Source organism: Paenibacillus sp. FSL W8-0186 (assembly GCF_037969765.1).
Taxonomy (GTDB): domain Bacteria; phylum Bacillota; class Bacilli; order Paenibacillales; family Paenibacillaceae; genus Fontibacillus; species Fontibacillus woosongensis.
In genome coordinates this window covers 648,956-674,116 of sequence record NZ_CP150207.1, presented here as the reverse complement: position 1 = coordinate 674,116, position 25,161 = coordinate 648,956, and the positions used below count along the sequence as shown (strand labels likewise).

General features: G+C 50.6%; 22 protein-coding genes. 5 read left to right on the top strand and 17 right to left on the bottom strand.

The genetic code is table 11. The features are described 5' to 3' along the window. Window positions 1–9: 9 nt before the first annotated feature. The 7 genes from hemL to MKX50_RS02780 all read right to left on the bottom strand — a co-directional run bounded on the left by hemL (window position 10) and on the right by MKX50_RS02780 (window position 6,412). Window positions 10–1,317, bottom strand: coding sequence for a glutamate-1-semialdehyde 2,1-aminomutase (hemL, locus tag MKX50_RS02810; RefSeq protein ID WP_339158362.1), 1,308 nt, complete (start codon window positions 1,315–1,317; stop codon window positions 10–12). A 13-nt stretch (window positions 1,318–1,330) separates the two neighbouring features. Further along, window positions 1,331–2,578 (bottom strand): serine hydroxymethyltransferase, encoded by a 1,248-nt coding sequence (gene glyA, locus MKX50_RS02805; RefSeq protein WP_213590953.1) that lies wholly within the window; start codon window positions 2,576–2,578, stop codon window positions 1,331–1,333. Between the two features lie 14 nt (window positions 2,579–2,592). Continuing rightward, window positions 2,593–4,065 carry an aminotransferase class I/II-fold pyridoxal phosphate-dependent enzyme gene (locus MKX50_RS02800; RefSeq protein WP_213590952.1) on the bottom strand — a complete coding sequence of 491 codons (1,473 nt, stop codon included), beginning with the start codon at window positions 4,063–4,065 and terminating at the stop codon, window positions 2,593–2,595. Window positions 4,066–4,239: 174 nt separating this feature from the next. Next, entirely contained in the window at window positions 4,240–4,854 is a 615-nt protein-coding gene (locus MKX50_RS02795) for a MarR family transcriptional regulator (protein ID WP_213590951.1), read from the bottom strand. Window positions 4,855–4,971: 117 nt separating this feature from the next. Beyond that, on the bottom strand, window positions 4,972–5,211 hold the full coding sequence (locus MKX50_RS02790; protein ID WP_339158361.1) for a thioredoxin family protein: 240 nt from the start codon (window positions 5,209–5,211) through the stop codon (window positions 4,972–4,974). A gap of 210 nt (window positions 5,212–5,421) precedes the next feature. Continuing rightward, complete coding sequence (locus tag MKX50_RS02785) at window positions 5,422–5,901, bottom strand: DinB family protein (RefSeq protein WP_213590949.1); 480 nt, start codon at window positions 5,899–5,901, stop codon at window positions 5,422–5,424. Between the two features lie 52 nt (window positions 5,902–5,953). Next, entirely contained in the window at window positions 5,954–6,412 is a 459-nt protein-coding gene (locus MKX50_RS02780; protein WP_339158360.1) for a GyrI-like domain-containing protein, read from the bottom strand. 319 nt (window positions 6,413–6,731) lie between these two features. Here MKX50_RS02780 and MKX50_RS02775 point away from each other — a divergent pair, with 319 nt between their 5' ends. The 3 genes from MKX50_RS02775 to MKX50_RS02765 all read left to right on the top strand — a co-directional run bounded on the left by MKX50_RS02775 (window position 6,732) and on the right by MKX50_RS02765 (window position 9,186). Then, entirely contained in the window at window positions 6,732–7,070 is a 339-nt protein-coding gene (locus MKX50_RS02775; protein WP_213590947.1) for a helix-turn-helix transcriptional regulator, read from the top strand. 45 nt (window positions 7,071–7,115) lie between these two features. After that, window positions 7,116–7,778: a cell envelope integrity protein TolA gene (locus tag MKX50_RS02770; RefSeq protein WP_339158359.1), complete on the top strand. Its 663-nt coding sequence runs from the start codon at window positions 7,116–7,118 to the stop codon at window positions 7,776–7,778. A 475-nt stretch (window positions 7,779–8,253) separates the two neighbouring features. Beyond that, window positions 8,254–9,186, top strand: coding sequence for a macrolide 2'-phosphotransferase (locus MKX50_RS02765; protein ID WP_213590945.1), 933 nt, complete (start codon window positions 8,254–8,256; stop codon window positions 9,184–9,186). A gap of 6 nt (window positions 9,187–9,192) precedes the next feature. Here MKX50_RS02765 and MKX50_RS02760 read toward each other — a convergent pair whose 3' ends face one another. The 9 genes from MKX50_RS02760 to MKX50_RS02720 all read right to left on the bottom strand — a co-directional run bounded on the left by MKX50_RS02760 (window position 9,193) and on the right by MKX50_RS02720 (window position 18,840). Next, window positions 9,193–9,354: a hypothetical protein gene (locus MKX50_RS02760; RefSeq protein WP_213590944.1), complete on the bottom strand. Its 162-nt coding sequence runs from the start codon at window positions 9,352–9,354 to the stop codon at window positions 9,193–9,195. Window positions 9,355–9,550: 196 nt separating this feature from the next. Continuing rightward, window positions 9,551–10,681 carry a glycoside hydrolase family 88 protein gene (locus MKX50_RS02755; protein WP_339158358.1) on the bottom strand — a complete coding sequence of 377 codons (1,131 nt, stop codon included), beginning with the start codon at window positions 10,679–10,681 and terminating at the stop codon, window positions 9,551–9,553. 33 nt (window positions 10,682–10,714) lie between these two features. Continuing rightward, on the bottom strand, window positions 10,715–12,514 hold the full coding sequence (locus MKX50_RS02750; RefSeq protein ID WP_339158357.1) for a hypothetical protein: 1,800 nt from the start codon (window positions 12,512–12,514) through the stop codon (window positions 10,715–10,717). A 118-nt stretch (window positions 12,515–12,632) separates the two neighbouring features. Next, entirely contained in the window at window positions 12,633–12,854 is a 222-nt protein-coding gene (locus tag MKX50_RS02745; RefSeq protein WP_339158356.1) for a hypothetical protein, read from the bottom strand. Window positions 12,855–13,199: 345 nt separating this feature from the next. Beyond that, a complete protein-coding gene (locus tag MKX50_RS02740; RefSeq protein WP_339158355.1) occupies window positions 13,200–13,394 on the bottom strand; it encodes a hypothetical protein in 195 nt (64 codons plus the stop codon). A gap of 145 nt (window positions 13,395–13,539) precedes the next feature. After that, complete coding sequence (locus MKX50_RS02735; RefSeq protein ID WP_339158354.1) at window positions 13,540–15,444, bottom strand: DUF2264 domain-containing protein; 1,905 nt, start codon at window positions 15,442–15,444, stop codon at window positions 13,540–13,542. Between the two features lie 159 nt (window positions 15,445–15,603). Beyond that, complete coding sequence (locus MKX50_RS02730) at window positions 15,604–16,443, bottom strand: carbohydrate ABC transporter permease (protein WP_155613037.1); 840 nt, start codon at window positions 16,441–16,443, stop codon at window positions 15,604–15,606. Between the two features lie 14 nt (window positions 16,444–16,457). Continuing rightward, a complete protein-coding gene (locus tag MKX50_RS02725) occupies window positions 16,458–17,396 on the bottom strand; it encodes a sugar ABC transporter permease (RefSeq protein WP_244996410.1) in 939 nt (312 codons plus the stop codon). 100 nt (window positions 17,397–17,496) lie between these two features. Beyond that, window positions 17,497–18,840, bottom strand: a complete 1,344-nt coding sequence (locus MKX50_RS02720) for a sugar ABC transporter substrate-binding protein (protein ID WP_339158353.1) — start codon at window positions 18,838–18,840, stop codon at window positions 17,497–17,499. Window positions 18,841–19,109: 269 nt separating this feature from the next. On the opposite strand from MKX50_RS02720, the gene MKX50_RS02715 reads away from it, so the two are divergent. Together MKX50_RS02715 and MKX50_RS02710 are read left to right on the top strand one after the other, a co-directional pair. Continuing rightward, window positions 19,110–20,921 (top strand): histidine kinase, encoded by a 1,812-nt coding sequence (locus tag MKX50_RS02715; RefSeq protein ID WP_339158352.1) that lies wholly within the window; start codon window positions 19,110–19,112, stop codon window positions 20,919–20,921. A gap of 124 nt (window positions 20,922–21,045) precedes the next feature. After that, a complete protein-coding gene (locus MKX50_RS02710) occupies window positions 21,046–22,665 on the top strand; it encodes a response regulator (protein ID WP_213590940.1) in 1,620 nt (539 codons plus the stop codon). 504 nt (window positions 22,666–23,169) lie between these two features. Here the strand turns inward: MKX50_RS02710 and MKX50_RS02705 are convergent. Next, window positions 23,170–25,122 (bottom strand): carbohydrate-binding protein, encoded by a 1,953-nt coding sequence (locus tag MKX50_RS02705; protein WP_339159997.1) that lies wholly within the window; start codon window positions 25,120–25,122, stop codon window positions 23,170–23,172. Window positions 25,123–25,161 lie beyond the last annotated feature (39 nt).

Genomic DNA, 25,161 nt, shown 5'->3' with positions numbered 1-25,161 from the left:
CAAACCACATCACTCCTTGATCGCTTTTACTGCCTCGAAATGGGCTTTGATCGTAGCCTCGATATCCTCATCCGAATGCGCAGCCGATACGAACATGACTTCATAGGGGGTTGGTGCTGTTAAAATGCCACGATCCAGCATCGCTGCATAGTATTGTTTAAACAGCCGCATATTCGAACGTTGAGCTGTCTCATAATCCACGACATCATGTTCCGTAAAAAAAGCAGACAGCATCGAGCCTACCCTGTTGATCTTGAGGGGAATCCCTGCCATTTTGGCATTTCGTATAAAACCTTCCGCCAGCCGAGCCGCTTTTCTTTCCAATTTGTCATAGATTCCAGGCTGTGCAAGCAATTGCAAAGTCGTATATCCAGCCGTCATGGCGAGCGGATTGCCCGATAGCGTTCCGGCTTGATAGACGGGCCCGGCAGGAGCAATCTGCTGCATAATTTCATGCTTGCCGCCATAAGCGCCTACCGGGAGACCTCCGCCAATCACTTTTCCAAAGCAGGTAAGATCCGGCTTGATTCCGTACAGCCCTTGGGCCCCCTGATAGCCTACGCGGAATCCCGTCATGACCTCATCGAAGATCAGCAGGCTGCCGTACTGTGCGGTAATCTCCCTTAACCCTTGAAGAAAACCGGGTAAAGGCGGCACAACCCCCATATTCCCGGCCACTGGCTCAACGATGACCGCAGCGATTTGTTCGCCACATTGCTCGAATACATGACGAATGCTAGCGATACTGTTATAAGGCACCGTAATTGTATTTGCAGCGACACTTTCAGGAATTCCCGGGCTATCCGGCAAGCCCAAGGTCGCCACCCCTGAGCCGGATTTAATGAGCAAAGCATCGGCATGCCCGTGATAGCCTCCTTGGAATTTCACAATTTTGTGCCGCTTCGTATATCCTCTGGCCAGACGCAGCGCACTCATTGAGGCTTCCGTGCCGGAATTCACCATGCGTACCATATCTATAGACGGAACGCTTTCGATGATCAGCCTGGCCATTTTTGTTTCAATTTCTGTAGGCAAGCCAAAGCTTGTTCCTTGAGCCGCCGCCTTTCCTACCGCCTCGACAACCTCCGGATGAGCATGCCCCAGGATCAACGGCCCCCATGAGCCGATATAATCTATGAACTCATTTCCATCGATATCGAACACGTGCGAGCCTTGTCCGCCTGCAATGAACACAGGGGATAAGCCGACCGATGAAAAGGCGCGAACCGGGCTGTTTACCCCTCCGGGGATCACGCTCCTGGCCTCAGCGAAGGCTGCTCTGGAGTATGAATCCTTTCTACTGGTGCTGGATGTCATGGCTTCTCCTCCTTCAGCTCATTGTTGTCTCATATAAAGAGAACCGCGAGGTAATTTCCTGTACCTTGCCCTTCAATTGCTCGCGAACCGCCGAATGACGCGGATGCTTCAAAGCAGTCGCAATGATACCGGCAATCTCCTTCATTTCCTCCGGACCCATGCCTCTTGTTGTAGCCGCAGGGGTTCCGAGCCGAATCCCGCTCGTGACAAGCGGGCTTGTAGGATCAAAAGGAATAGTGTTCTTATTGACGGTAATTCCAATTTCATCTAAAAGCTGCTGGGCCTCTTTGCCGGTCAGCTCAATATTCCGAAGATCCAGAAGAATGAGATGATTGTCTGTTCCTCCGGAAACGGCGTGCAGGCCTTCTGCCATTAAAGCCTCCGCCAATATTTTGGCGTTCTGCAGGACGCGTTCCATATATATTCTGAATTCAGCTCCGGCATTTTCCTCGAAAGCGACAGCCTTAGCGGCAATCATATGCATCAGCGGGCCGCCCTGCGTCGTTGGAAAGACTGCTTTATCAATGGCTTGCGCCCACGATTCCTTGCATAAAATCACCCCGCCTCTCGGCCCGCGCAGCGTCTTATGGGTGGTCGTTGTCACAAAATGGGCGTGGGGCACGGGATTCGGATGCAAGCCTGCTGCAACGATCCCCGCAATGTGAGCCATGTCTACAAGGAACAGCGCGCCTACTTCTTCAGCAATCTGGGCAAAAGGCTCGAAATCAATTGTACGCGGATAGGCGCTTGCCCCTACAACGATCATGCGCGGCTTGTGTTTATGCGCCAGCTTTCGCACCTCATCAAAATCAATGCGAGAGGTCTGAGCATTAACTCCATATGGAATGAAATTGTATAATTTACCAGAAGCATTTACGGGACTTCCATGCGTCAAGTGGCCGCCATGCGACAGATTCATGCCAAGAATCGTATCCCCGGCGTTTACAGCGGCAAAATAAACGGCCATATTGGCCTGTGCTCCCGAATGGGGCTGCACGTTGGCATGCTCTGCCCCGAACAGCTCCTTCACTCTTTGCCTGGCCAAATCCTCTACCCTGTCCACGTACTGACATCCGCCGTAAAATCTTTTTCCAGGGTAGCCTTCCGCGTATTTATTGGTTAAAACAGTGCCCATCGCCTCCATAACCGCTTCACTGACAAAATTCTCCGAAGCAATCAGTTCAATTTTGTCACGCTGTCGTTCCAGTTCTTGCTGAATCGCTTTGGCTATAGCCGGATCTTGTTTCAGTAATTGCTCCATCTCAATTCCTCCCTCTAAAAAATCGCTTTCGCTTCAATAACAACCTTCACGTTTTGAACCGTTAAATCTTCAGGGCCTTTTACAGGAAGGCCGACCTCCAAGTGCTCCAGAATGTAGCGGATATGCTGCTGTGCAATCACTTCCCCAGGCAGCAAAATCGGAATGCCCGGAGGATAAACATAGATGGCTTCGGCAATGATCCGTCCGGCCGACTGCCCCACGGGAACAAACTCGGCATTCCCGTAAAAAGCATCCCTCGGCGTTAAGGCCAGCTGTGGAATCTCGGGTAATTTTACATCCATAGCTTGAGGATCCGCTTGTTGCTTGTGCTGCACGTTGGCAAGCTCGGCTAAAGCATCCAGTAGGCAATCTATGCTCTCTTTCGAGTCGCCCGGCGTGATTAAGCACAGGATATTGTATAAATCGCTCAGCTCCACTTCAATGTTGTAATGATCTCGCAGCCAATGCTCCGCATCATATCCGGTCATTCCAAGCTCCCGAACATGCACCGTAAGCTTGGTAGGATCGAAATCAAACGCCGCATCCGTCCACAAAATCTCTCTCCCGAAGGAAGACAGGCCGGGAATTTCATTGATTCGGCTTCTGGCGTACTCCGCCAAACGAATCGCTTTGTCCGACATTTCGCGGCCTTGCAGGGCGAGCTGCTTGCGCGCCGCATCCAAGGAAGCCAACAGAATATACGAAGTGGAGGTCGTTGTCAGCATACTGAACATCGCCTGCACTTTTTCCAGTTGAACAATGCCCTTCTTGATATGGAGAAGCGAGCTCTGGGTCAATGAACCACCGAGCTTGTGCATGCTTGTCGCCGCCAGATCTGCGCCGGCCTGCATCGCTGATAGCGGAAACTTGTCGTGAAAATGCAGCAGCGCTCCATGCGCCTCGTCGACGAGTACGGGTATGCCATAATGATGGGCCAGATCAACGATCGCCTTTAAATTCGTGCATACCCCGAAATACGTCGGATTGATTACCAATACGGCCTTGGCATCCGGATGCCATTCGATCGCCTTCTTGACCGAGCGAACGGAAATACCGTGATCGATGCCTAAGTCCGCATCCCGCTCCGGGATAACAAAGATCGGCTTGGCTCCCGCAAAAATAATCGCCGATAAAATCGACTTATGCAGGTTGCGCGGCACGATAATTTTATCGCCCGGGCCGCAAACCGACATGATCATCGTCATAATCGCGGTACTTGTACCCTGCACGGAAAACAAAGAGTAATCCGCACCAAAAGCATACGCAGCCAAGCGCTGTGCTTCATCAATTACACCGGTGGGCTGGTGCAAGTCATCCAAAGGCGCAATATTAATCAAATCGATGGACAAGGCATTCTCACCCAGAAAGGTTTTAAACCCGTTTTCCATACCTTCGCCTTTTTTGTGGCCGGGTATATGGAACGGAATTGGATTGCGCTTGGCATGCTCGGTTAAAGCAGTAAATAAGGGGGTACGATGATGAACCATAATTCTCGTTCAATTCCTTTCAGGAGACGGTATCCGTATTTCGCTCTAGTATAGGGCGCAGGAATCGATTGTTCAATTCAATAATTTATATCGTTTCGATAGGGTATTCCTATGATTAAGAGGGAGTGAAGTCCCGTAAAAGGCAGGAGGAAAGCGAAGCTCGGCCTATTTCTTTTAGACTTCGATAGAAGGAGTATGTTCGGGGCATTCTTGGAGAGAGGCTTCGTGGGTAAGATATTTTTGGATAAGCCCGCAATAATGAGGTGCTGCGGCATCGCCGACATTCGGATGAAAATGTACACAGCCCAAGCAGGGTTCAGCAACCACAAGCTGGCCGCGTTGTTGCATGGCTGAAATGATAGCGCCGAGTCCTAGCTCGAAATCCGCCAAAGCTTCATCTGATATAGAACCGACCGCTTCTTCCAGGGAGTGCCCCCAATGGTTCAGCTGCGAAATGATGACCTTGCCTTCTGCAGTCAAAAGGAGCAAGGTCACTCGGCGATCCTCGGGCTTTTGTGCTTTGGTCACCAGCCCTTTTCTGAGCAATCCATTGATGATCTTCACCGCAGTTACATGGGTCGTACCGATGGCATCTGCAAAGTTGCCCACGGTAGCTACATCGTTTCGGGTATATGCTGCAAACAGCAGCGCTTGAATCTGTACGGGCGACAATCCCAGCGCGTCACTCTCTGCCTGCGTCACCTTTTTGATGGCCTGCGACATCCGGAAAAGAGCCATGCTAACGCGGGCTGAACGATTGTCTTTGCGGTGCTGGGGATCAAATATCATAGCTATTCGTACCTTCCATGTTCATTCTCGTATCCATTTTACATGCAAACACGGTTAGATAAAAGCTGATATGTAAAAGGAAAAGGCGCCTAAGCAGGCACCTCCTTTTTTTGCACATTAACCTTTTTTGACATCCTCCAGGCTCTCGCCATAGTTGATGTGATACACATTTCCGTCAATCACCAAAGCAGGAACGGATTGAACCCCGGCACTCTCCGCTTCTTCAATGCGATTCCGAACCGTACCCAAATGTACGATCTCCGTAGTGATTTTAGATTCGTCAAGATACCTGAGCACAACCTGCTCCGCATCCACGCAAACCGGACAACCCGCATGATAAAAAACCGCTTTTGACATTACGATCATCTCCTCTGAAATTATGTAGCTTTGCTACTTAGTTACAGTATAGGAGCGGACGTAATCTATGATCAATTACAGATTTCTTATGGTTATGATAGGTAATTGTGATGGTTTCAACCGACACCCGGAATTCATTTAACTGTGTCATACTCCAAGGTGTCTTTCAAAGCTGATTGTCTGCTATCCATTAATGCAGCGCTCAGCTAGTCATTTTCCCCTTAAAAAAGCGATGTAATCCGTCATTATTCCACTATGCCCTAAGTATCTTAGAATTGTAGTAATATTCCCCCTGTGATAGGTTCCGTGGTTTACGACATGTTGAATGATCTCTGATATCGAATTTTGGAACTCTTGGCCCATGGTGTTTCTATAAATCACCCTCTTCTCGAAATCGCTGATCGAGGTCAAATGTTGGCGAATCCGCGACTGCAGACCGGTTATGTGATTGCTGGCTTGCTCAATGCTGCTGAATGATTTTGCCGCTAGGGATGGAGGTTCTTCTTCCTTGATCCGGGCAAACCAGACTTCGTCGGCCGAAGCAAGGTGCCCTAAGACTTCTGCCATCGATTTGAAGCCCAGATTCACTTCTGTTAGGAATAATTCCTCCGGCAGCGTGCGAAGATGCTGAATCACTCTCTCGTTTGCCCAAATGTTGTAATCGTACCCCTGAACAATTTGTCCGTTCATCGTGATCTCTCCTAACTTATTTTCCAGCTCGAATTGTCCGTGCCAACAAAAATTATCTAACTGTGTCGTACAAGTCTGTCACAATCTCATTTATCCCTTCCTGACCCCACTCCACCGTGATCTCCAGATGCCATGATCTAGGGAGCCTTTCAAGCTGATTGTCCGCTATCCATTGATGCAGCTTCTTATATGAATTTCTTATTTCCGTATGAGGTCCCGTATGCCTCAGCACCGCATATTTCTGTCCGGGAACTACGATGGAGACCATGCCGGCAGGAACTTCCTTCACTTCATCAACCTCAACACAGACCCAGTAGCCATCCTCTTCCTCAGAAAAATCCCCAGCTACGAAAGCGCCGATCAGTCTAGCGGGATTAACTACTTCCTTGATCTCGCCTAGTCTTTCTTTGAGATGTACCGCAGCTCTGGGAATCTCGCTGACATACTGATCACCTGGGCATACTACGCGTATTCCTACCAGCTTCTTTGCATCCAGTTCGACTATCTTCAATGCGGATCTCCCCTCCTCAATCCCATAATTATACATTTAATTAATGAAAGATACAGCTATCGTTCCAACAAAATATTTTGTGACGTTGGTAACCCATTTGGGTTGACGGGTCTTTTCTTGCTAGATTTAATAGAATTCAACGATCCTCATATATGGGGGTAATGGAACTTTCTCACATCTGGTTTAATCATTCCCTAATATCGGTTTGATGCTTCATCACACGAAACATTTTGTTTACAAAATTCAAAATATGTAACTTTTTGTTTCTATACTTAGTAGCAACAAAAAGTTGCGTTATAATTACCTTTGAGGTGATAGGGTGTTACGAACTGATCGTTTAAAAAATAAACGTCTCGAAAAGAAACTTACCCAGGAAGATATGGCTAATAAATTAGATATCACTCGGCAAGCTTATGGAAACTATGAGTCCGGTAAAAGAGATGTAGATTCAACCACTCTTGTGAAGCTTGTTGAAATACTTGATATCGATTCAGATTACTTACTTGGGATTACAGACACACCTCGAAGCCTTGCTACAAATATGTCATTTTACGGTGGTTCAAAAAATTATACGCCTGACGAAATTGCGGTTATGGAAGCCACCTTGAAGGCATACCGTCAACAACTCACAAAAATGAAAGAAGACAAGAAGAAGTGAGCAAATACTCCAGCCGATGGGGACTTTGAAAGAGAATGAACAAACATGAAGAATTTAAAACTAGCAGCAGTTATTTTTGTAATCGCGATAGTAGTCTCAGCTTGTGGAACCAATGAGGGAAAGATTAGTGACCAAACTAATAGCTCTAGTGACACCAAACAGCAAGAGATTGAAGCAGAGAATGAAAAACTAAAAGCTGAAGCAGAGCGATTGAAAAAGGAGCTTGCAGATAAAGAAGCGGAAGAAAAAGCTAAGCTAGACGAGGAAATCTCTGTAGCTGCTCAAGAGCAAGACATTTCAAGCGGTGATTGGAATATTACTGATGAAAACCCAACAACAAGCGGAAATATCTTGGTAGGGTTAGAATATATGGAAAAATCCGGTCCATTAAAAAACGGAAGTAAAGTTGATATCTCAAAAGTTTTTAAAGCACCTTGGGATTATTATGGCGAACCTATTGCAATTAAAGGGTACGCTCAGATTGTCCAGGACTATCCCCCAAATCCTGATAATTTCTTACGTTCCGAGATTGTTATGTTAACCGATAATGAAACGATTATTGATGTACTATCTACTGTTCCAAGTGGCGATATCCAAGAAAATGATCTTGTCTCACTAACCGGGCTGGTCATAGGTAGAATGGAAGTGCCTAATGCGATAGGTGGAACTTTTACTCATCTTATTGTTTTAACTAATAATTTCGAATAATTTATCTTCAAATTCTTTAAGCCGGAAACGGCTTTTATTTTTACTACAAAACCGAACATATATTCTAGCGAGAGGTAATAATACATTCATTTCAGCGCCAACATCTCACTAATTATGATTATAATTCTGATTACGGATGTTTTCGTCAACAAAGTATGATATCATGACAATATATTACAGATTGGAGGGTCACGTGTGCTAATTTATGCCCGATTGAGAAAGCAATGCAAATAATTGCAACCGCTGTTTCTGCTCTGTCTCATGCAGAGTAATCGGGATAAGTCTGCCTTTTTTACGTGAGTCCGCCTTCCGTAATAGTTACTCTTTATGGAGTGCTTCTTTTTGCGTACCCAATCACGTCATTGCTTCTGCGCGGGCGCTGAAGCGTTAAGGCATATCTATATTCGATTACGGCTGCACGGACATCAGAATGTCTGTGTTTTTTTATTTTCTGCCAAAAAAGGAGAATGCCTTTATGACGAAACAATATTCAAGCGATCAGCAACATATTATCCATGAGCTCTTAAGCCAGGCGGAGCGAAACGGCTTGCGCTTAAACTCCGATCATGTCGAGATGAATGAGTCCGGGTTGGACTTTCTCGTTGTTTTTGCCAAGGATCTGCAAGGAGAGAAGTGGGTGCTTCGAAAGCCTAGACGCAAAGACGTGTGGGAGCGAGCGGAAAATGAGCAGAAGGTGCTGCAGGTCGTTGGTCAGCATCTGCCCGTTGAGGTGCCGGACTGGCGCATTTTTACGCCCGGGCTTATCGCATATCCGTTGCTGAGCGGGCATCCCATTGCTACGGTTGACCCTGCTGGCGGCGGTTATGCCTGGAGGTTCCCTCAGGATTCATTAACCGATGAATTCTTTGATTCTCTGGCAAGGGCAATAGCGGCCTTGCACAGCATCGAACACAGCGAAGCGATCCAGGGCGGCGTTCGTTACAAAACTCCACAGGAAACGCGGGAATCTTTTGCCGCAAACATCGAAGAAGTAAAACAATCCTTCACCATCCCTGCCAAGCTGTACGACCGTTGGACGGAATGGCTCTCTACCGATTCCTACTGGCCTGATCATTCCGTGCTTCACCACGGCGATTTGCATCCGCCTCATATCATTGTGGACGATCACCAGCGGGTTACGGGCTTAATTGATTGGACGGAAGCTGAGATTGCCGATCCCGGCAAAGATTTTGTTATTCTTTATGCCCTATTTGGCCGGGAGGGATTGCGGGATCTGCTGACCCGCTATGAAACAGCAGGGGGCAAAACCTGGCCCCGCATGCATGAACACATCGCGGAGCAATGGGCCGCTTATCCGGCCCTGGTTGCCAAATTCGCGCTGACCACAGGAAAAGAATCCGATATGGAAATGGCTAGGAGCATGATCGCTAACTGGAATGTGGATTAATTCACTCTAACGCCCCTTTTCATTGAGATAAATATCCAATGCCTTGATCCCTCTGCGAGCAAGCTTAATAAATAGGATTAAGCCATAGACACTCAACCCTACAAACGACACATAAATTAAAAAAACCAAAAAAGCAAAAACTCCGCCACCTATAGAGGCAAGTTCCATTTGTATTCTCCTCCATTCATTTTTGGAATTGCGCATGCCTCTCCAGCAAACAGCCCCAGCCATAAGATTGCTCTAATCTTAGGCTGGGGCTGTTTCTGTTGGAGCATATTCCATTGTTTTATACATACGCTGCTCTAAAAATGCTAGAACCATATCATGACCTGTAAACAGCGATCACTCCAAGACGGTAAGAAAGCTACTCCCAGTAAGACGGACCCCAGCCCTTCAGCCGAGCCAAGCCTTCCACAAAAAAGAAGTCGCCGTAAATTAACGGAACGTCAATATTGGTTCCCTGCGGATAGTTGCTGGTGCCATGCAGCAGCAATCCTTCCTCTGCAGGAACATCCCAAGCGCCGTAGTTTTCGTACAGTGACTTCAAGATGCGCTCACCGCCTGCACGGTAAACATCTGCGTCCCCTCCCTCGCTCTTATCCGCGAGCAGCAGAAGACCGCTTGCCGCACAGGAGCCGGCTGAACTATCGCGCAAATTGCGCAGCTCGTCCGGGGCCCGGAAATCCCAAACCGGCACACTGTCCTCCGGCAGTCTGCTGAGGAAGAAGTTCGCCACACGCTTGGCAGCCTGATAATAATCGTCCTTGCCGGTATGATGATACGCCAGAGTCAGGCCATAAATAGCCCACGCGGCCCCCCGCGACCAGGCGGATTCCGGGGCATATCCCTGGCCGCCCAGCCCTTCCAGCATTCCTCCCGTATGCGGATCAAAATTGACGATATGATACACTGAGCCGTCCGCCCGAATGAAATGCTTCAGCACAGTGTCCGTATGCGCCTCGGCAACATGGGCATAGCGAGGGTCGCCGCTGACATGGGAAGCCCAGAACAGGAGCGGCATATTCATGCAGCAGTCGATGATCGCGACCCCCTCGTTGCGCTCTCCTTCTGTCCAGGGATTCCATGCCCGAATATATTGCCCCCTCAAATTAAAGCGGGCGGCAAGATAGTTCGCAGCCTTCAGGGCCCTGACCCGTGAAGCTTCATTCCCATGGAGCTTGTAGTTGGCCACGCTGGTCAAAGTCCACATAAAACCTAAATCATGATCCAGCCTCTCGAACCCATCCAGCACTTCATCCAACTTGACCTCGCATTCCTCAGCCAGCGCCTTCAGCTGTTCCTGTCCGCTCTCCTGATAAAGAAGCCAAAGCATTCCAGGCCAGAAGCCGGCCGTCCACCAATTTGGCGCCTCCAATTGATAGACCCCATTTTGGCTTGCATGCGGGAACCCGGAGCCGATTCTGGCGGTGTTATGCAGCGTTTTTTCAAGCGACTTGTCCCAAGCCTCATTCACCCAGCTTAGTTCAGTGTTCATTGGAATGTCTCCTCTCCTAATAAGATTAAATATTCATGATATGAATCGAAAGATGAAGCGAAGCTCAAGCTGCTCCTGCGGCTGCAATACGTGAAAATCCAGCGTATACCAGACTTGATCCTTCCCGAAATGGTCCCGGTAAGTTCGCTCCGTTACCTCTGACTGCAGCTGCCTGTCGTCATAGACCAGCTCTAGAGCAAAATTGCCCCGAACTAGCAGCAGGCGGCCCTGCCCTGAAGGCTTCTCAGGCTGAATCAGTGTGACAAAGCGTTCTACTAGCGTATCCGGTATTTTCGAAAAAGAGAACTTATCCCGCAGCTCCAGACTCGGCAGCTCTTCTTTGCGCCACAGCCAGGAGCGCGTAAAAGACTGCAGCTCCTGACTGTCGTAGGCTCTCGACAGCTCTACGGTCATCCGGCTTTCCGACGCGCCGTTCGCCTGCTCCAGTACGGATGCCCCTCTATCGCTTCCCTCTGCCTGCAGGCAGCCGTTGATGATGGGAACAGAATGACCCTGTGAGCCATTGCAATCATACGTATAGCGGGCCGAGCCAAAGTAGTCTTTCGTGTATTCCCCGCAGCCAAGGTCGGATAAGAAAAACTCTCCGTCTCCCGCCAGCATGAACTGGCCAAGATCGTTATGGTTATGCGGCTCATCATTATGCCCTCCCTTAGCGGCAAAGCCGAAGACACCCTTCGGCGACACAGTACGCGAGATCAGCCAGCCTGCATCCTCTAACAGGAAATCGCCAGGCTCCCAGTCCGGTGCATTCCCCGCCATTTCACGCCAGAGCAGATTCCGCAGCGCAGGGGCCCATCTGCTGCAATGGTCCTCGCGGTAATCCGCCCGCAGGCGGGAAGGTGGCGATGGAACGCTATCATATATGCTGGAAATATAGCGCGAGAGCCCAATATGCACGCTTGCGTAAGGTAATGTGTCGGAAAAGTTGACTACTGCATCGCCGCCCAGGAAGCATTTCTGCTGGAAGCCGGCAATCGCCTCAACTTTCTCCTGCGCAAACCAATTCAGCTCGCCACCGCTCCGCTTATATAGCAGATCAGCGTAGTATACAAAGTAGCCAAAACCATAATTCCAATAACCAAGTCCTTCCAGGCAGGCGCCGTCTTCTCCAAAGCCTTTCAGATAACAGGTCATGCTATGCTGCGTCTTCTCCAAAATCCGTCCCAGCAGTTCACGATCCTGATCTTTATCCAGCAGCAGAAGAGCGGCCGAGCCGATCGACCCGGCGCATACCGCCGACCAATTATGCTCTGCCTCCTCCCATTCATAGGGGCCCTTCTTGAGGAAGGGCTCAAAGAGCCGCGCGTGTACCATTCCGGCGATGTGCGTCTTCAGCAGCTCCGGCAGCCTGTCGTCTAGCAGCAGCCGCAGTTCTGTCAGCGTAAAGCCCGTTTCGGCCGCGAACAAATCAATCGTCTCCCCAAGCGGCCGCTCCGGGCTGACATGCGCCGGCAGGCACCAGGCCACTTCACCGCATATGGCCCAGATCGCCTCCAGCAGCTCCGTATAGTGCTCCTCGCACTCCGGTTCCAGCAGAGATAGAAGGGCAAATGTATTCAGCCGTCTTCTACGCTCAAAATAAGCCCGCTCATATTCCAGCCTGGAGCCTGTCTCGGCAAACTGGGAGAAGAGTGAAAAGGTTAGGCCTGTCGGTGCCTGCCCCCGCAGCCTTTCCCCTTCCGCCTTGATCTCGGCTAGATCGGCAGCATACTCCCCGCTGCTTCGTACATTTCGCCAAAATAGCGAGGCGTCGCCGTCCGGGTAGTGCAAATGCGGACCAATTGGGGACATCCTGCTAACGATTTCTGTCATCTTTAGAGCCTTTGTAATTCCAAAAGCCTCTGAGTTATCTACAGCCCTTGGATCCTTTGCCTTTTGTAAGAGGTTAGGGTTTTTAGGGGCTTTGGCGGCTTGAGTGTTTTGGGCATAGTTAGGGTTCTTCACAGTCTTCTGAATCTTCTGATTCTTCTGATTCTTCTGGCTCATCGAGTTCTTCGCGGTCTCCTTGTTTTTCGAGTTCTTCGCGGTCTTCTGACTCTTCTGGTTCTTTGCGGTCCTCGTAATCTCTGCGTTCCCTAGGTCTTCTCCCTCTCCCGGCAATGGTTTGGTTACTTTCACATCCGCTTCCTTCATCTTGTTTCCTTTCCGTCATACGGATTTTAGAGCTATATAAAGTTGCGTGCACTAAACTGTCGTACTAAGATGACTATGTCATACACTACGATGCTTATACTAAGCTGCTTACACTAAGATGTTTATACTAAGATGTTTATACTAAGATGGTTCGTATACCAAGATGCCTAACACTGAGATGTGCCGTCCACCAAAATGCCTTATACTAGGATGTTCCGTCTACCAAAATGCCTTATATGAAAACGACGGCGCCATCGATTCATACTAAGCTGCTGTGACGAACGAACATTAAAGGGATTTCATGTATCTAATTATGCTCTAAACGAATGTTTCGGGGGATTAGATGGATTGTATGCATCTAAAATCAAGTATCCAGCCCGTAATGACCCATCTCCCTACTTCTAATGACATGAAATCCATTTAAAGCTTCTTTCGATTCCTTTACGCGGAAACTAACTGCTAAAAATCCATTTAAATTTTGCTCCCAGATCTGGATGTATAGATCACAAGAGGTAGGAACCCGCTCATCAAGGGCGACCTTAGCAGACTTCAAACTCATGCTCCCGAGCAGCTTTTCTATAGAAAGCTATCCGTTCCCTCGGATTCATTTTCTCACTTGCCTGGCCCCGATCCTTTCGTTCATCCTTTATAGCGCCATAGAATCCTTTTCACCCAAACATTGCAGTCTAGACGCTGCGATATCCTCAAGTACGAGGGATTATGATCTCCGCCCCTCGGCAGCTCTGGATGGCTATAGCCTCTTTTTCCATCGTGACGTTTAGCCCGATATCCGGAAGGTCATCCAAGCTTACATACGTCGAATCACTAGAGTCGCCCGCCGGACCCGGCTCCCGTGCAGCCCCCGTCTGCCCCGGCTCGCCATACACCGCTGACACGAGCCAATGCACCCCCGGCGCCAGCGAAGCGGTCAGCGTCGGGATCACCGTGCGCGGACGCAGCACATTCGTGTTGGCGTTGGGCCACACCAGCCCCGCCGACTCATAACCAAGCAGGCCGCGCACACCGCTAACGCCCCAAGGGCTGGCGGCAACGGCCTCATTTGCCCCCACGCGCTGCATCGGCTTCGCTTCGATGCCGAGGGCATACCCGCCCTCGGCCGCATCCAGGCTGCGCGATGTCTCGATCCGGTGAATCCGGATATGCCAAGGAAGTCCAGCTACGAGCCAGGTGCTGACCTCTACATCGGCCCAAGGCCTCCACACGGCATGGAGCACGTTGTCCTGGATCATTGTCTCCGTATTGCGGCGTCTGACCCGGTACAGGTTGTCCTTGGCTTCACTCAAGGCCAGCATGGAATCAAATGCTCCTTGGGACAATCCCCACTCCGAACGCGGAACGCTGAACCCAAACCAGGTGGAATACACGAACTTCTCGTATTTGGCCGAGGTATGGGTATGTTCGTTCGTGCCCCGGTGGCCGCTGTTAAAAGCAGCCACATGCCCAGCACCCTCGTCCCGAACCAGCACAAGGTGCGCCGGCTTCTGAACAGACAACGCATCCGCCTCCGGCAGCGGCAGCTCCTCAGCCGCCCAGAAAGGATGGTCGGCAGGCAGAGCCAGCGGCAGAAAAGCCTTAAACGCCCAATACGGCGAACCCGGTGAATTGTAGTTCTCCGCCATCACGAGGTTTGGATAAGCGTAGCCGATCGTCAGGATACCGCCCGCATCCACTATCCTCTGGCTAAACCACCAGCGCAAATTCCGCAGCAGGAGCCCCTTCAGCACACCCATCGGCAGGCCATCCGCCCCGGCAAATGCCATCGCTCCCCAGAAGGCCGATTGCGAGAAACGATAGGTCAGGCTCCGCCCATATGGAATCGCCGAACCGTCCGTGGAGAACCAGGCCAGGAAGTTCGCAGCAAACTCATTCGCACGCTGCTTGAACCTATGAGAGCGCTCGGGGTCTTCCTGCTCCATCAGCTTGGCGTAAAGCAGACCATAGTAATGAAAGGCAAACGGCACATAATAATCGCAATGCCCCTCCTCCCCGTCGCTATACCAGCCATCCTCCAAATAGAAGGCGTCCAGCCGATCCAAGTTCTTCTCCAACTGCCCGGCGTCATACGGCAGTCCCGCTTTGCGGAAGCCGATGTTTACAAGCACGTTAAAGAACAGCCAGTTGCAGTCGTGACAAGGATGCGAGTTCATTTGATTCAGCCAGGCATAGAGATTATTTCTTGCCTCCACATCAAGTGGCTCCCAAATTCTGTCCGGGATTAGGGCCAGCGCGTAGCCAAACGCAGCCATCTCGACCAGCCGCTGATCATAATCGTCAACCTTGCCCCAGTACTCTTCATGTTCCGGGTTCGTCCCGTTCCTAATGCCTTCAAGGACGGTATCCCATAATTCGTACGAACCCCCGCCGACGAGCAGCGGGACCAGCCCCCATAACACCCGGGAGAAGCCCTCCATCCCGGCCACCGCAGCCGGATAGCTCGCCCCGGTTGCACCGATCTCCAGCCTGGACATTCCCTTGCTATAGTAAGGCTGAAGCGGCGCAAGCAGCTGCTGCAGGGCGGCGGCCAGATCACCGTGCGTCTTCAGCGGATTATCCGCCAGCTTTTCATATCCATGAGAGACGTTCCCCATCACAATCTTCCCCTTCGTTCCGCTGGTAGTTGCTTATATTTCGCATGTATCCGCCTGAATCCCACTTATATTCGCATATAATTCGCTTGTATTCGTTCGTGTTCACCATATAATTCTCATGTGTTCACTTGGCGACGCTTGAATCTGCTTACAATCACATCATCCTTTTATGCCCGAAGAGGCGACCCCCTGCACAAAATATTTCTGCAGCCCCAGGAACACCACCAGCACCGGAATGATGGACACGACGCTCGCGGCCATAATCAGGCCGTACTCCGCCGAATACTGGGAGATGAACATCCGCAGACCGATCTGAATTGTCTTCAGCTCAGTTTTAGTCAAATAAATCATCGGCCCCAGGAAGTCATTCCATGTCGATACGAAGGTGAAAATGGTCAATGTTGACAAGGCCGGCTTCGACAGCGGCAGCATGATCCGCGCCCAGATGCCATATTCGCTAAGGCCATCAATCCGGGCCGCTTCGCACAGCTCATCCGGGATGCTCTGGTAGAACTGCCGCATCAGAAAGACGCCGAAGGCGGAGAATGCCTGAAGCAGGATGATCGCAAGATGGGTATTGTTCAGCCCCATCGAGCGCATCATGATGAACTGCGGCACCATGTAAGCCTGCCAAGGGATCGCGATCGTAGCGATGTACCCGAGGAACAGCGTTTTTTTGCCGGTAAAATTCAGCTTCGAGAAGGCATAGGCTGCAAAGCTTGAAGTCAGGATCTGCAGCGCCGTGACGATAATGGACAGCTTGGCGGTATTGTAAATAAACGTCCCTAGCGGAATGCGCGTCCAGATTTCCTTATAGTTGCTCCAGCGCGGCAGCTCTGGAATCCACTGCATCGGGAAGGTAAACACATCCTTGTTCAGCTTGAGCGAGGATGAGAGCATCCACAAGTACGGCACAAGCATGCACAGCACGACGACGATCAGCACGGCATAGGCCAACGCTTTGGCAGCGATTTGAATTCCTTTATTTGCTCCTACCATATCCGTAAGTCCCCCTATTGTCCGTACTTCTTCTCGCCCTGGAACTGAACCAGCGTAATGCCGAGGACGAGCAGGAATAATACGATCGCCATCGCGCTGGCATAGCCATAATCCAAGGAGCGGAAGGCCGTGTTGTAAATTTGATAGACGAGCACCCTGGTTGAGTCGTTCAACTGATTATCCGCGCCGGCAAACAGGTTGATGAAAATATCGTAGACCTTAAACGAGTTAATGATCAGGATCATCAGCACAAAGAAAGTCGTAGGCGCAAGCTGCGGAATCGTAACGTTGCGGAATCTTTGCCAGGCGTTCGCGCCGTCGAGCTCGGCGGCTTCGTACAATTCGGGATTCACACCCTGAAGCCCGGCCAAATATATCACCATGTAATACCCCATGTTCTTCCACACGGTGAACAGCACGACCGTGAACATGGCCCAATCTTTATCCGCGGCCCACCGCGGGAGATCCTCGATCGGAACGCCGGTCAGCGCATGGAGAATGTTATTAACAGGCCCCATCGTCGGGCTGAAAATAAAGTTCCATACGGCAGCCACCGCCACAAGCGAAGCCACATACGGGAAAAAGAACACCGTCCGCATGAAGTTGCGCCCAAATATTTTCTGATTGAGCAAAATGGCGAGACCCAGCGCGCACACCATCGTCAGCGGCACGACGCCCACCGTATAAATCACCGTATTCCATAACGATTTATGAAAGGTCGGATCCTTCCAGAGACGAATGAAGTTGTTCATCCCAACGTATTCCATCGGGTTAGCCCCATCCCACTTCACGAAGGCAAGAATGAGAGCAAAGACCATCGGCACCAGCGTAAAGACGGCAAAACCGATAAAATTGGGGGCGATAAAGCTGTAGGCCACCAGATGATCCTTCGCTCTTTTTTTGAGACCGCTTTTTTTCGCCGTATGGTTTCGTATCACGGTTTCGTTCTGCATAACATCGCTCCTCCTCCTAACCTGCTAGCAGTCTAATGATTTGGCAAAGGGCAGGCCATTAGCCCGCCCCCTGGTATTCATGTGTCTATTCTGCAAATTCTTAATTATCCAAAATAAGCTGTACGCGTGTGTTCATATCGGCCAGGCCTTTGTCGATCGTCGCATTTTTGGTCATGATGCTGTCATGCGCCTCGTTCAGAATAACCTCAATGTCCGCGCTCTTCTCATGCAGCGGCATTTCCAAATATGTCTTCGCCGTCGTCAGCGCTACCTTGCTCGCCTCATCCGCAGGGAATCCCTCGACAGAAGCGATGGAATTGACGACTTCATCGTTTTTGATCGCTGGAATGGTGCCTGTAGCGGCAATCACCGCTGCGCCTTCTTCGCCCGTGACGAATTTCATGAAGTCCAGCGCGGCTTCCTTATTAGCTGACTTCTTGTTCACCGCCAGCGAAGTAATCGTACCCAGCGTAGTGCCTGGTTCCACTCCTTCGGGATGCGGATATTTCACGATGCCCCAGTTCGTCGCCTGCGACTCACCGCTCTTGACCTTCTCGATCTGCGTCGCAATAAACCAGCTGCCCATATTCATCATGGCAACAGAGTTGTTGTAGAATACGCCGGAGTAGTGTGTGCTGGAGGTCTTCAGGGTCGCGTAATCCATAACGATTCCGTCCTCCTGCTGCTTGAGAATGCGCTCATAGGTCGGCTTCAGAAAGTCATATTCGCCGTCAACGACGGTGTGCTGGCCATCCAGAATGCCGAACAGCTGCACTGCGCTGCGCCATGTATGATAATGGGCGCCGTATACTTTATTAGAGCCGCTGCCTGACGTCATTTTTCGCGCCAGCTCGTCGTACTGCTCCAGGGTCATATCATTAGTCGGATATGGAACACCCGCCTGATCAAAAAGATCCTTGTTGTAATAAATCAGCCAGAAGTCGCTGCGGAAAGGAAGCGCATATACTTCATCATTCATTTGAATTTGCTCCACTGTTCCGCCATACAGGGATACGTCGATGCCTTGCTCGCTCATGTATTTTTTTAGCGGCTCCAAATGGTTCTGCTTCACGAGGTTGGCATATCCCGGGATATCCTTCACCGTAAGAATATCGAGATCCGCTCCGCCGGAGAGCTGCGTGCTGAGCATGGTCATGTAGTCGGTCGAACCCAGATCGACGTACTCGATGGTCACGTTCGGATTTTTTGCCTTGTAAGCATCAATCAACGGCTGGTAATAAGCGGTTGCTTCCCAATCCCACAAGGCCCATTTCAGTGTGACGGGATTTGCGGACGACTCATTGGCAGCGTTTCCATTATTGTTTGTAGCTGGCGGCTCGGTCTCGTTGGCGTTTTTGCCTCCGTTATTCCCGGAGCAGCCGGCAAGCATGCTGAGCAATAGTACAGCAGCCAGAGTGATCCCTAACCATTTTCGCATTCTCATGTTTTAGTCCCCTTTTCCTCTGGTTTAAGATGCCGGATTCGGCATTTCGAAGCTCTATATTTATCCTAGTGGATTTTAAAATGAAAGGGCATACATTTTTTATCACAGTTCATTCACTTTTCTGTTCACTTCTTTTCATGAAGCGCAGAAAGCTGTAAAATTCTCATAAAAACCTGTAAAAATCGTTGTTCCTGTCCGGCCTGCTCTGTCTGCAAACTTGTGTTCATGTTATGGTAATGTTACCAACTCGATTTGAAAGCGCTTTATATTTGTACAGAAAAGAGGTGGCTTCTACGAAACGAAAGGCAACCATCAAAAGCCGGATCATCCTGATCATGACGGTATTCGCCCTGCTGATCGCGACTCTGCTGTCTTTTTTCAGCTATGAGCTTATTTCCTATTTTCAGAGAAAAACGACAATCCAGGCCACCGAATTCAATTTGCAGCTCGTATCCCATATCATTGAGCAGGATCTGATGAACCTGTCGGTTCTGGCAATGACCTGCAGCACCAATTCTTCGACAAATCGCATGTTAAATGATTATTTCAATGCGGACCAGCCGAGCTCCATGGAGGCGATTCATGTCTTTACCTCACTGCAGGATGATTTCCGGATGAACCGCTCCAACGGGTATGTGCGCCGGCTGATTGTGACGGATAATCAGGATAAATTTTTTCAAGTGGACAACTCGGTCAGCACTTCGGTTCCTTTAACCATTCATAACATTAATCAGCTGCCCGGCCTGACTGCGGATGCGACTGAGGAGTGGGCGCGGGTCATTCAGGATCCGCTGTCCCTGACCAAGACGATCCCCTTCGTGATGCCGATCTACGGGGACAATGCCAACCGAATCGGAACCGTATACCTGCTGGCCAACACCTCCGTCATTACCGACAAGCTGAAGGGCTATGGCCTGCCTGCGGAATCCAAGCTGCTGTTAACGCTGGGTTCACAGCAATATGAAATTCAAGGGGATCAGATTCTGCCCCTTTCGGCGGAATATAAGGCAACCCCCTATGAGGAGGAGACGTCCAGCGGCAGCGTTACGTCCTTGTCCTGGCTGGAGATGAGCGAAGGCGAGAAGCTGATTTCCGTGTCATATCCGGTGCGCAAAGGGGTCACGCTCTCCCAGACGCTGTCGGAGAAGCAGTTTGCTCCACAGTTCAATCTTTGGCTGCTGCTTATGCTCGGCGTCTGCGTGCTCGTGATTGCCTCGAGCGGTGTCATTACGATCTATTTGACCAAGACGATCAGCCTGCCTGTCGAGAAGCTCAAGAAGCGTATCGACAAAATCGCCCAGGGCAACTTCCTCATCGACCGGAATATGGAATGGAATAGCGAGCTCGGCGATGTGGGACGCGGGATCAACCGCTTGTCCCAGGACATTCTTACTCTGATGGAGACACGGGTTGCAGACGAGAAGCAGCGGCAGGAGCTGGAGTACCGGATGCTGCAGAGCCAGATTAACCCGCATTTCCTGTACAACACGCTGAATTCGATCAAATGGATGGCGACGATCCAGAATGCAACGGGCATTGCGGAGATGACTACCTCGCTGTCGCGCCTGCTGCGAAGCATTGCCAAGGATGGGCGCAAGCTGGTACCGCTGCAGGAGGAGTTAAGTCTGCTGGAGGATTATTTTCTCATCCAAAAATACCGCTATGGCAGCAACATTACGATGGAAACGGCTGTCCATGACGAACAGCTGCTGTCGGGGCTCATTCCGAGGTTCACCCTGCAGCCTCTGGCGGAGAACGCAATATTTCACGGTATTGAGCCGAGGGGCCATGGGTACCTTCGGCTGAGTATTGAACGCAGCGGATGGAACGATATTCGGATTACCCTGGAGGATAACGGAATCGGGATCAGCGAAGAGCAAATTGCGGAGATTCTGGCTCCGGGGGAGCAGGGGCCGCATCAGGAACCCGCCGCGAAGGGGCTGCTGGAGGGGATGGGGCTGCGCAATGTCAATGACCGGCTGAAGCTCACCTTCGGGGAGCAATACGGATTGTCGATCGAGAGCGTGCAGGATCAATATACGAAGATGTTTATTCTGCTGCCTTACCGAACCACGGAATGATTGCACGAGTATTGGAGCAGAACAATGGGTCTGTAAATGGAGCGATAAAGTGTTAAAGTCCCAACCCTTCTGGAAGCATCTTTGAAAGCATCTTTGAAAGCAAACTTGTAAGGAAGTGATTGCATTGATCAAATTGCTGATTGCCGATGATGAAGCCTTGGTATGCATTGGCCTGCAGTCCATGCTGAAATGGGAGCAGTACGGGATCGAAGTGATTGGGGTCGCCTATAATGGGGGACAGGCCGAGGAAATGATTGAATCCTGCCGGCCGGATATCGTGATTACCGATATTAAAATGCCGGTCAAAACCGGACTGCAGGTCGCCGAGTCGGTTCGCCGCAAATACGGGCGCGTTCCGCTCTTCATTATTCTGACCAGCTATGAAGAGTTTGAGTATGCGCGCACAGCCATCGAGATGCAGGCGGTGGATTATCTGGTGAAGCTGGAGCTGACGCCCGAGGCGCTGGAGACCGCAATCAGGAAGGCAATGAAGCTGCTGGAGGAGCATAATACGGTGGAGAGCTATCCAGAGCTGATTCACCGCAGCAACTTGCATGAGCTGCGCGAGAAGTTCTTCGTCCGGCTGTTTAACAATCTGTTCGAGAACAAGAACCAGTACCTGCTGCAAAAAGAAGATCTGGAACTGGAGCTGTCCGCCCCCGCCTACGTTGTATGTACCTGCCGCATTATGGCGCCGGATACCGTTCCGCCGAGCGGCGACAAGCTGGTCACTCTATGCACCAGCACGGTAAAGATGGCGAGAGACCGCCTGACTCCGGTCAGGCCCTGTTATGTAACCAGCCTCGATTTGCGCAACTTTGCCATCATTCTGCCGGTTGATGACGCTCATTCGCTGGATTGGATGCCTGACATAGAGCGGCTGCTCTCGGATATGGCACAGGCGCTGCATAATTATTTCAACGTGAGGATTATGGGCGGCATCGGCCATGCGGTGGATGATCCATACTTGATCCATGAGAGTTATCTGGCCGCCCGCCGTGCTTTACCTGCGGCGTTGGCGCAGCAGGCCTTTATTTTTTATGCAGATGCAGATCATAAACAAAGCCCTGACCTGAAGCAGCCTCTCTTCGATTATTCGGCTTCCCGCTCGGAAATCCGCCGGGCGTTCGAGGAGATGGATACCGATGCGCTCCACAGCATGATTACTAGTATGATCGAAGCCTTCGAAGGGCGGCCTGATCTCCTCGTCGCGGCGACCGATGCTGCCTGCAGCGTGCTCTATATGGCCACCTCCCTGCTGGCCGATGGGGAGAATCTGGTGGAGCAGATCTTCGAGCACGAGCCGGAAGGATACCGGACCATCTATCAGCAGAGCTCCATCGACGGCGTGATGGGCTGGCTCGTGCAATTCCGGGACGGATGCTGCGAGCTTCTCTCCTCCAGGAAGCAGAACTATAAGGAGCAGGTTATCCGGCATGTCCAGGATTACATCAAGCGCAACCTTGACAGCAAGCTGTCCTTGAACCAGGTCGCGGATATTTTCAACTTCAGCCCCAATTATTTGAGCCATCTGTTCTCCAGGACGGCTAAAGTCAATTTCGTCAAATACGTCACCGACACCAAAATCGCGGCGGCCAAAGAAATGATGCTGCGCGGCGAAGGGCGGATCAATGAAATTTCCCACAAGCTTGGCTACGACAGCGCCTTCTATTTCAGCAAAGTGTTCAAGAAGGTCGAGGGCATCTCCCCCCGCGAATTTATACAACGGGTAGAGTCGAGGTGATGGGATACATTGAATGGTTACAATGGGTGTAGTGTAAGTATTTAAATGCTTACCTGCATCCCATTCTTTAGCTCATTTATTTAAGCTGCGTCTAGGCTAGGCTGTCGTACCCTAAATGGAGTTCATGTATCTAATTACTGCCTAAACAAATGATTTCGGGGACTAGATGGATTTTACGCAACTAATATCAACTATCCCCGCTCATATTGTCCATTTCTCTTCTTATAACAACATGAAATACATTTAATTCTCCTTTCCCCTCTTTGCCGCTGAAACTTACTGCTATAAATCCAGTTAATTCAGGTTGAACGGTTGGATCAATCGATGGGTGGGCGGCGTAGAATTTGGCAATATTCCAACTGGATTGATGTTAATCTTGTTTTTGCACAGTCATATAACTCTTCTTCGGAAATCGGCGAAATTAAGATACTGGACCGTTCCTTAAATCTAGAATAAATAGAACCCACCGTTGGCGCTAACCATAGGGCGGGTTCTTATTTATTGTTACCTTACAAACACAAATCGCCAGTTGTGGTCTGCCGTGCCGTTATCGTCCCATTGCACAATGTTCGCGCCTGATGTCGTGGACATGCCATTCACGCCGAGCACCTTGCCGCTGTGGCGGTTGACGATTTTGTAGCTGCCATTGCCCACAGGGACGAATTGCCAATCATGGTCTGCCGTGCCGTTATCGTTCCATTGTACGGCCTTGGCCCCGTTTGCGGTGGACATGTTCTCAATCCCGAGCACCTTGCCGCTGCGCATATTCGTCAGCTTATAATAGCCATTATTCAAACTGTCCACCCGCCATTCGTGATCCGTCGCACCAAAATTGTTCGATTGCAGGGCCTGTGCGCCGTCGGCTGTAGATGCGCCTGCTATGCCGATCATCAGACCGCTATGTTCGTTCTTCAGCGTGTACACGCGGCCGCTCTCAATATCAGATGGCTGCCCCCCGCCCGTAGAAGTGCCGAACTGCCAATAATCCAAGTTGAACAGACGCTGATTATTTGCACCTTTAAACATAAAATACACATGATGAACGCCAGTCACACGGTTTACCGTAGTTTCTCTGAGGCTCCAAGTTTGATTGCCCCCTGTCGGATTAACCTGAAGCGTCCCGATGACCTGGCCTGTCGGACTGTCAAGCCGAATTTCGATTTGCCCTCCTACCGTCGAGGCCACATTTGCTTTGAAGCTCGTCGCGCCATTCGATCCAAAGTCGGCGTTGGCGACGGCGATCCAGTCGCCGTTATGAATATCGGTTACGTTCATGTTTACGCTTGGTACCATGCCGCCAGGCGCCTGAGCAGCCTCTGTCAAAATGCCGCCCTGCCAGGCGATCGTCTCGGCTTCCGTCCGCACATACGGATTTAGATTTTTAATCTGCGAAACGCCTTTCATCGTTCCCTGAATCGGGTTGATTTCTCCATTGCCCGCATACGTTAGCTCATTGATATGAGGGGAACGATACCCCAATCCATCGCCAAGGATGGCTTTGCTCACAGTCTGGGCATGGTAGGCTATATACCACTTATTGTTGAATGAAAAGATGGAATGGTGGTTGTTGCCCCCGACGCCGAAAAACTCATACGGATTTTTTAAGATCGATTTTACATAAGTAAACGGCCCCATCGGGTTGTCGCTCACCATGTAGGCAATTTCTCCAGGAGGAGGGGTTCCCGGCGGATGATTTCCGCCAAAGTTGGAGCAGTAGGAATAATAGTATTTGCCGTTATATTTGTGGATTCCCGAGTCTTCAAAAAAGAACGGAGCATCAATGACCTGCGCGCTGCCTTCCGTATGAATCATATCATCGCTTAGTTTGATGACGCGGGCAGTCTTGGGACTCGCCCATTGCTGCTGGGTCGGATTGTTGCCGCCAGGAATTCCCCCGCCGAAATACAGATAGCCGGTGCCATTATCATCGACTAATACGGCCGGATCAAACAGCCATACCACGCCCGCAACGCCAGGTGTGTTCAATGTCACCAGCGCTCGTCCAAGCGGATCTGTCCACGGCCCTATCGGGCTGTCCGCCGTGAGCACGCCAAGCCCTCCTGCACTATTGGAGAAGTAGAGAAAGAATTTATCCTGCCCGTTGATCTTCTTATGAGCTGCTGCCGGCGCCCAGGAACCGCTGGCCCACTTGGCAATCCCGTTTGGTCCCGCGACGGGAATAGCGCCGTGATCCGTCCAGTTCACCATATCGTCTGAAGAAATGACATGGACTTTGTTCAAATTGCTGAATGAATTCGTTTTGATTTTGCCGCTGCTATCGTATTCATAAGCATCGCTGGACATGTATAGATAGACCCTGCCGTTATAGGTCATCGCAAACGGATCAGCCCCAAGCTTATGATCCATCAGCGGATTGCCGTTGCCAGGGGTTTTGGCGATCGCCGGCGTTTCTGCGTGCGCGGCCTGGCCTTGGAACATCCCTATTCCCAGCAGCATAAAGGTTAATAGTACAGCCATGATTCTTTGGTTTGTTTT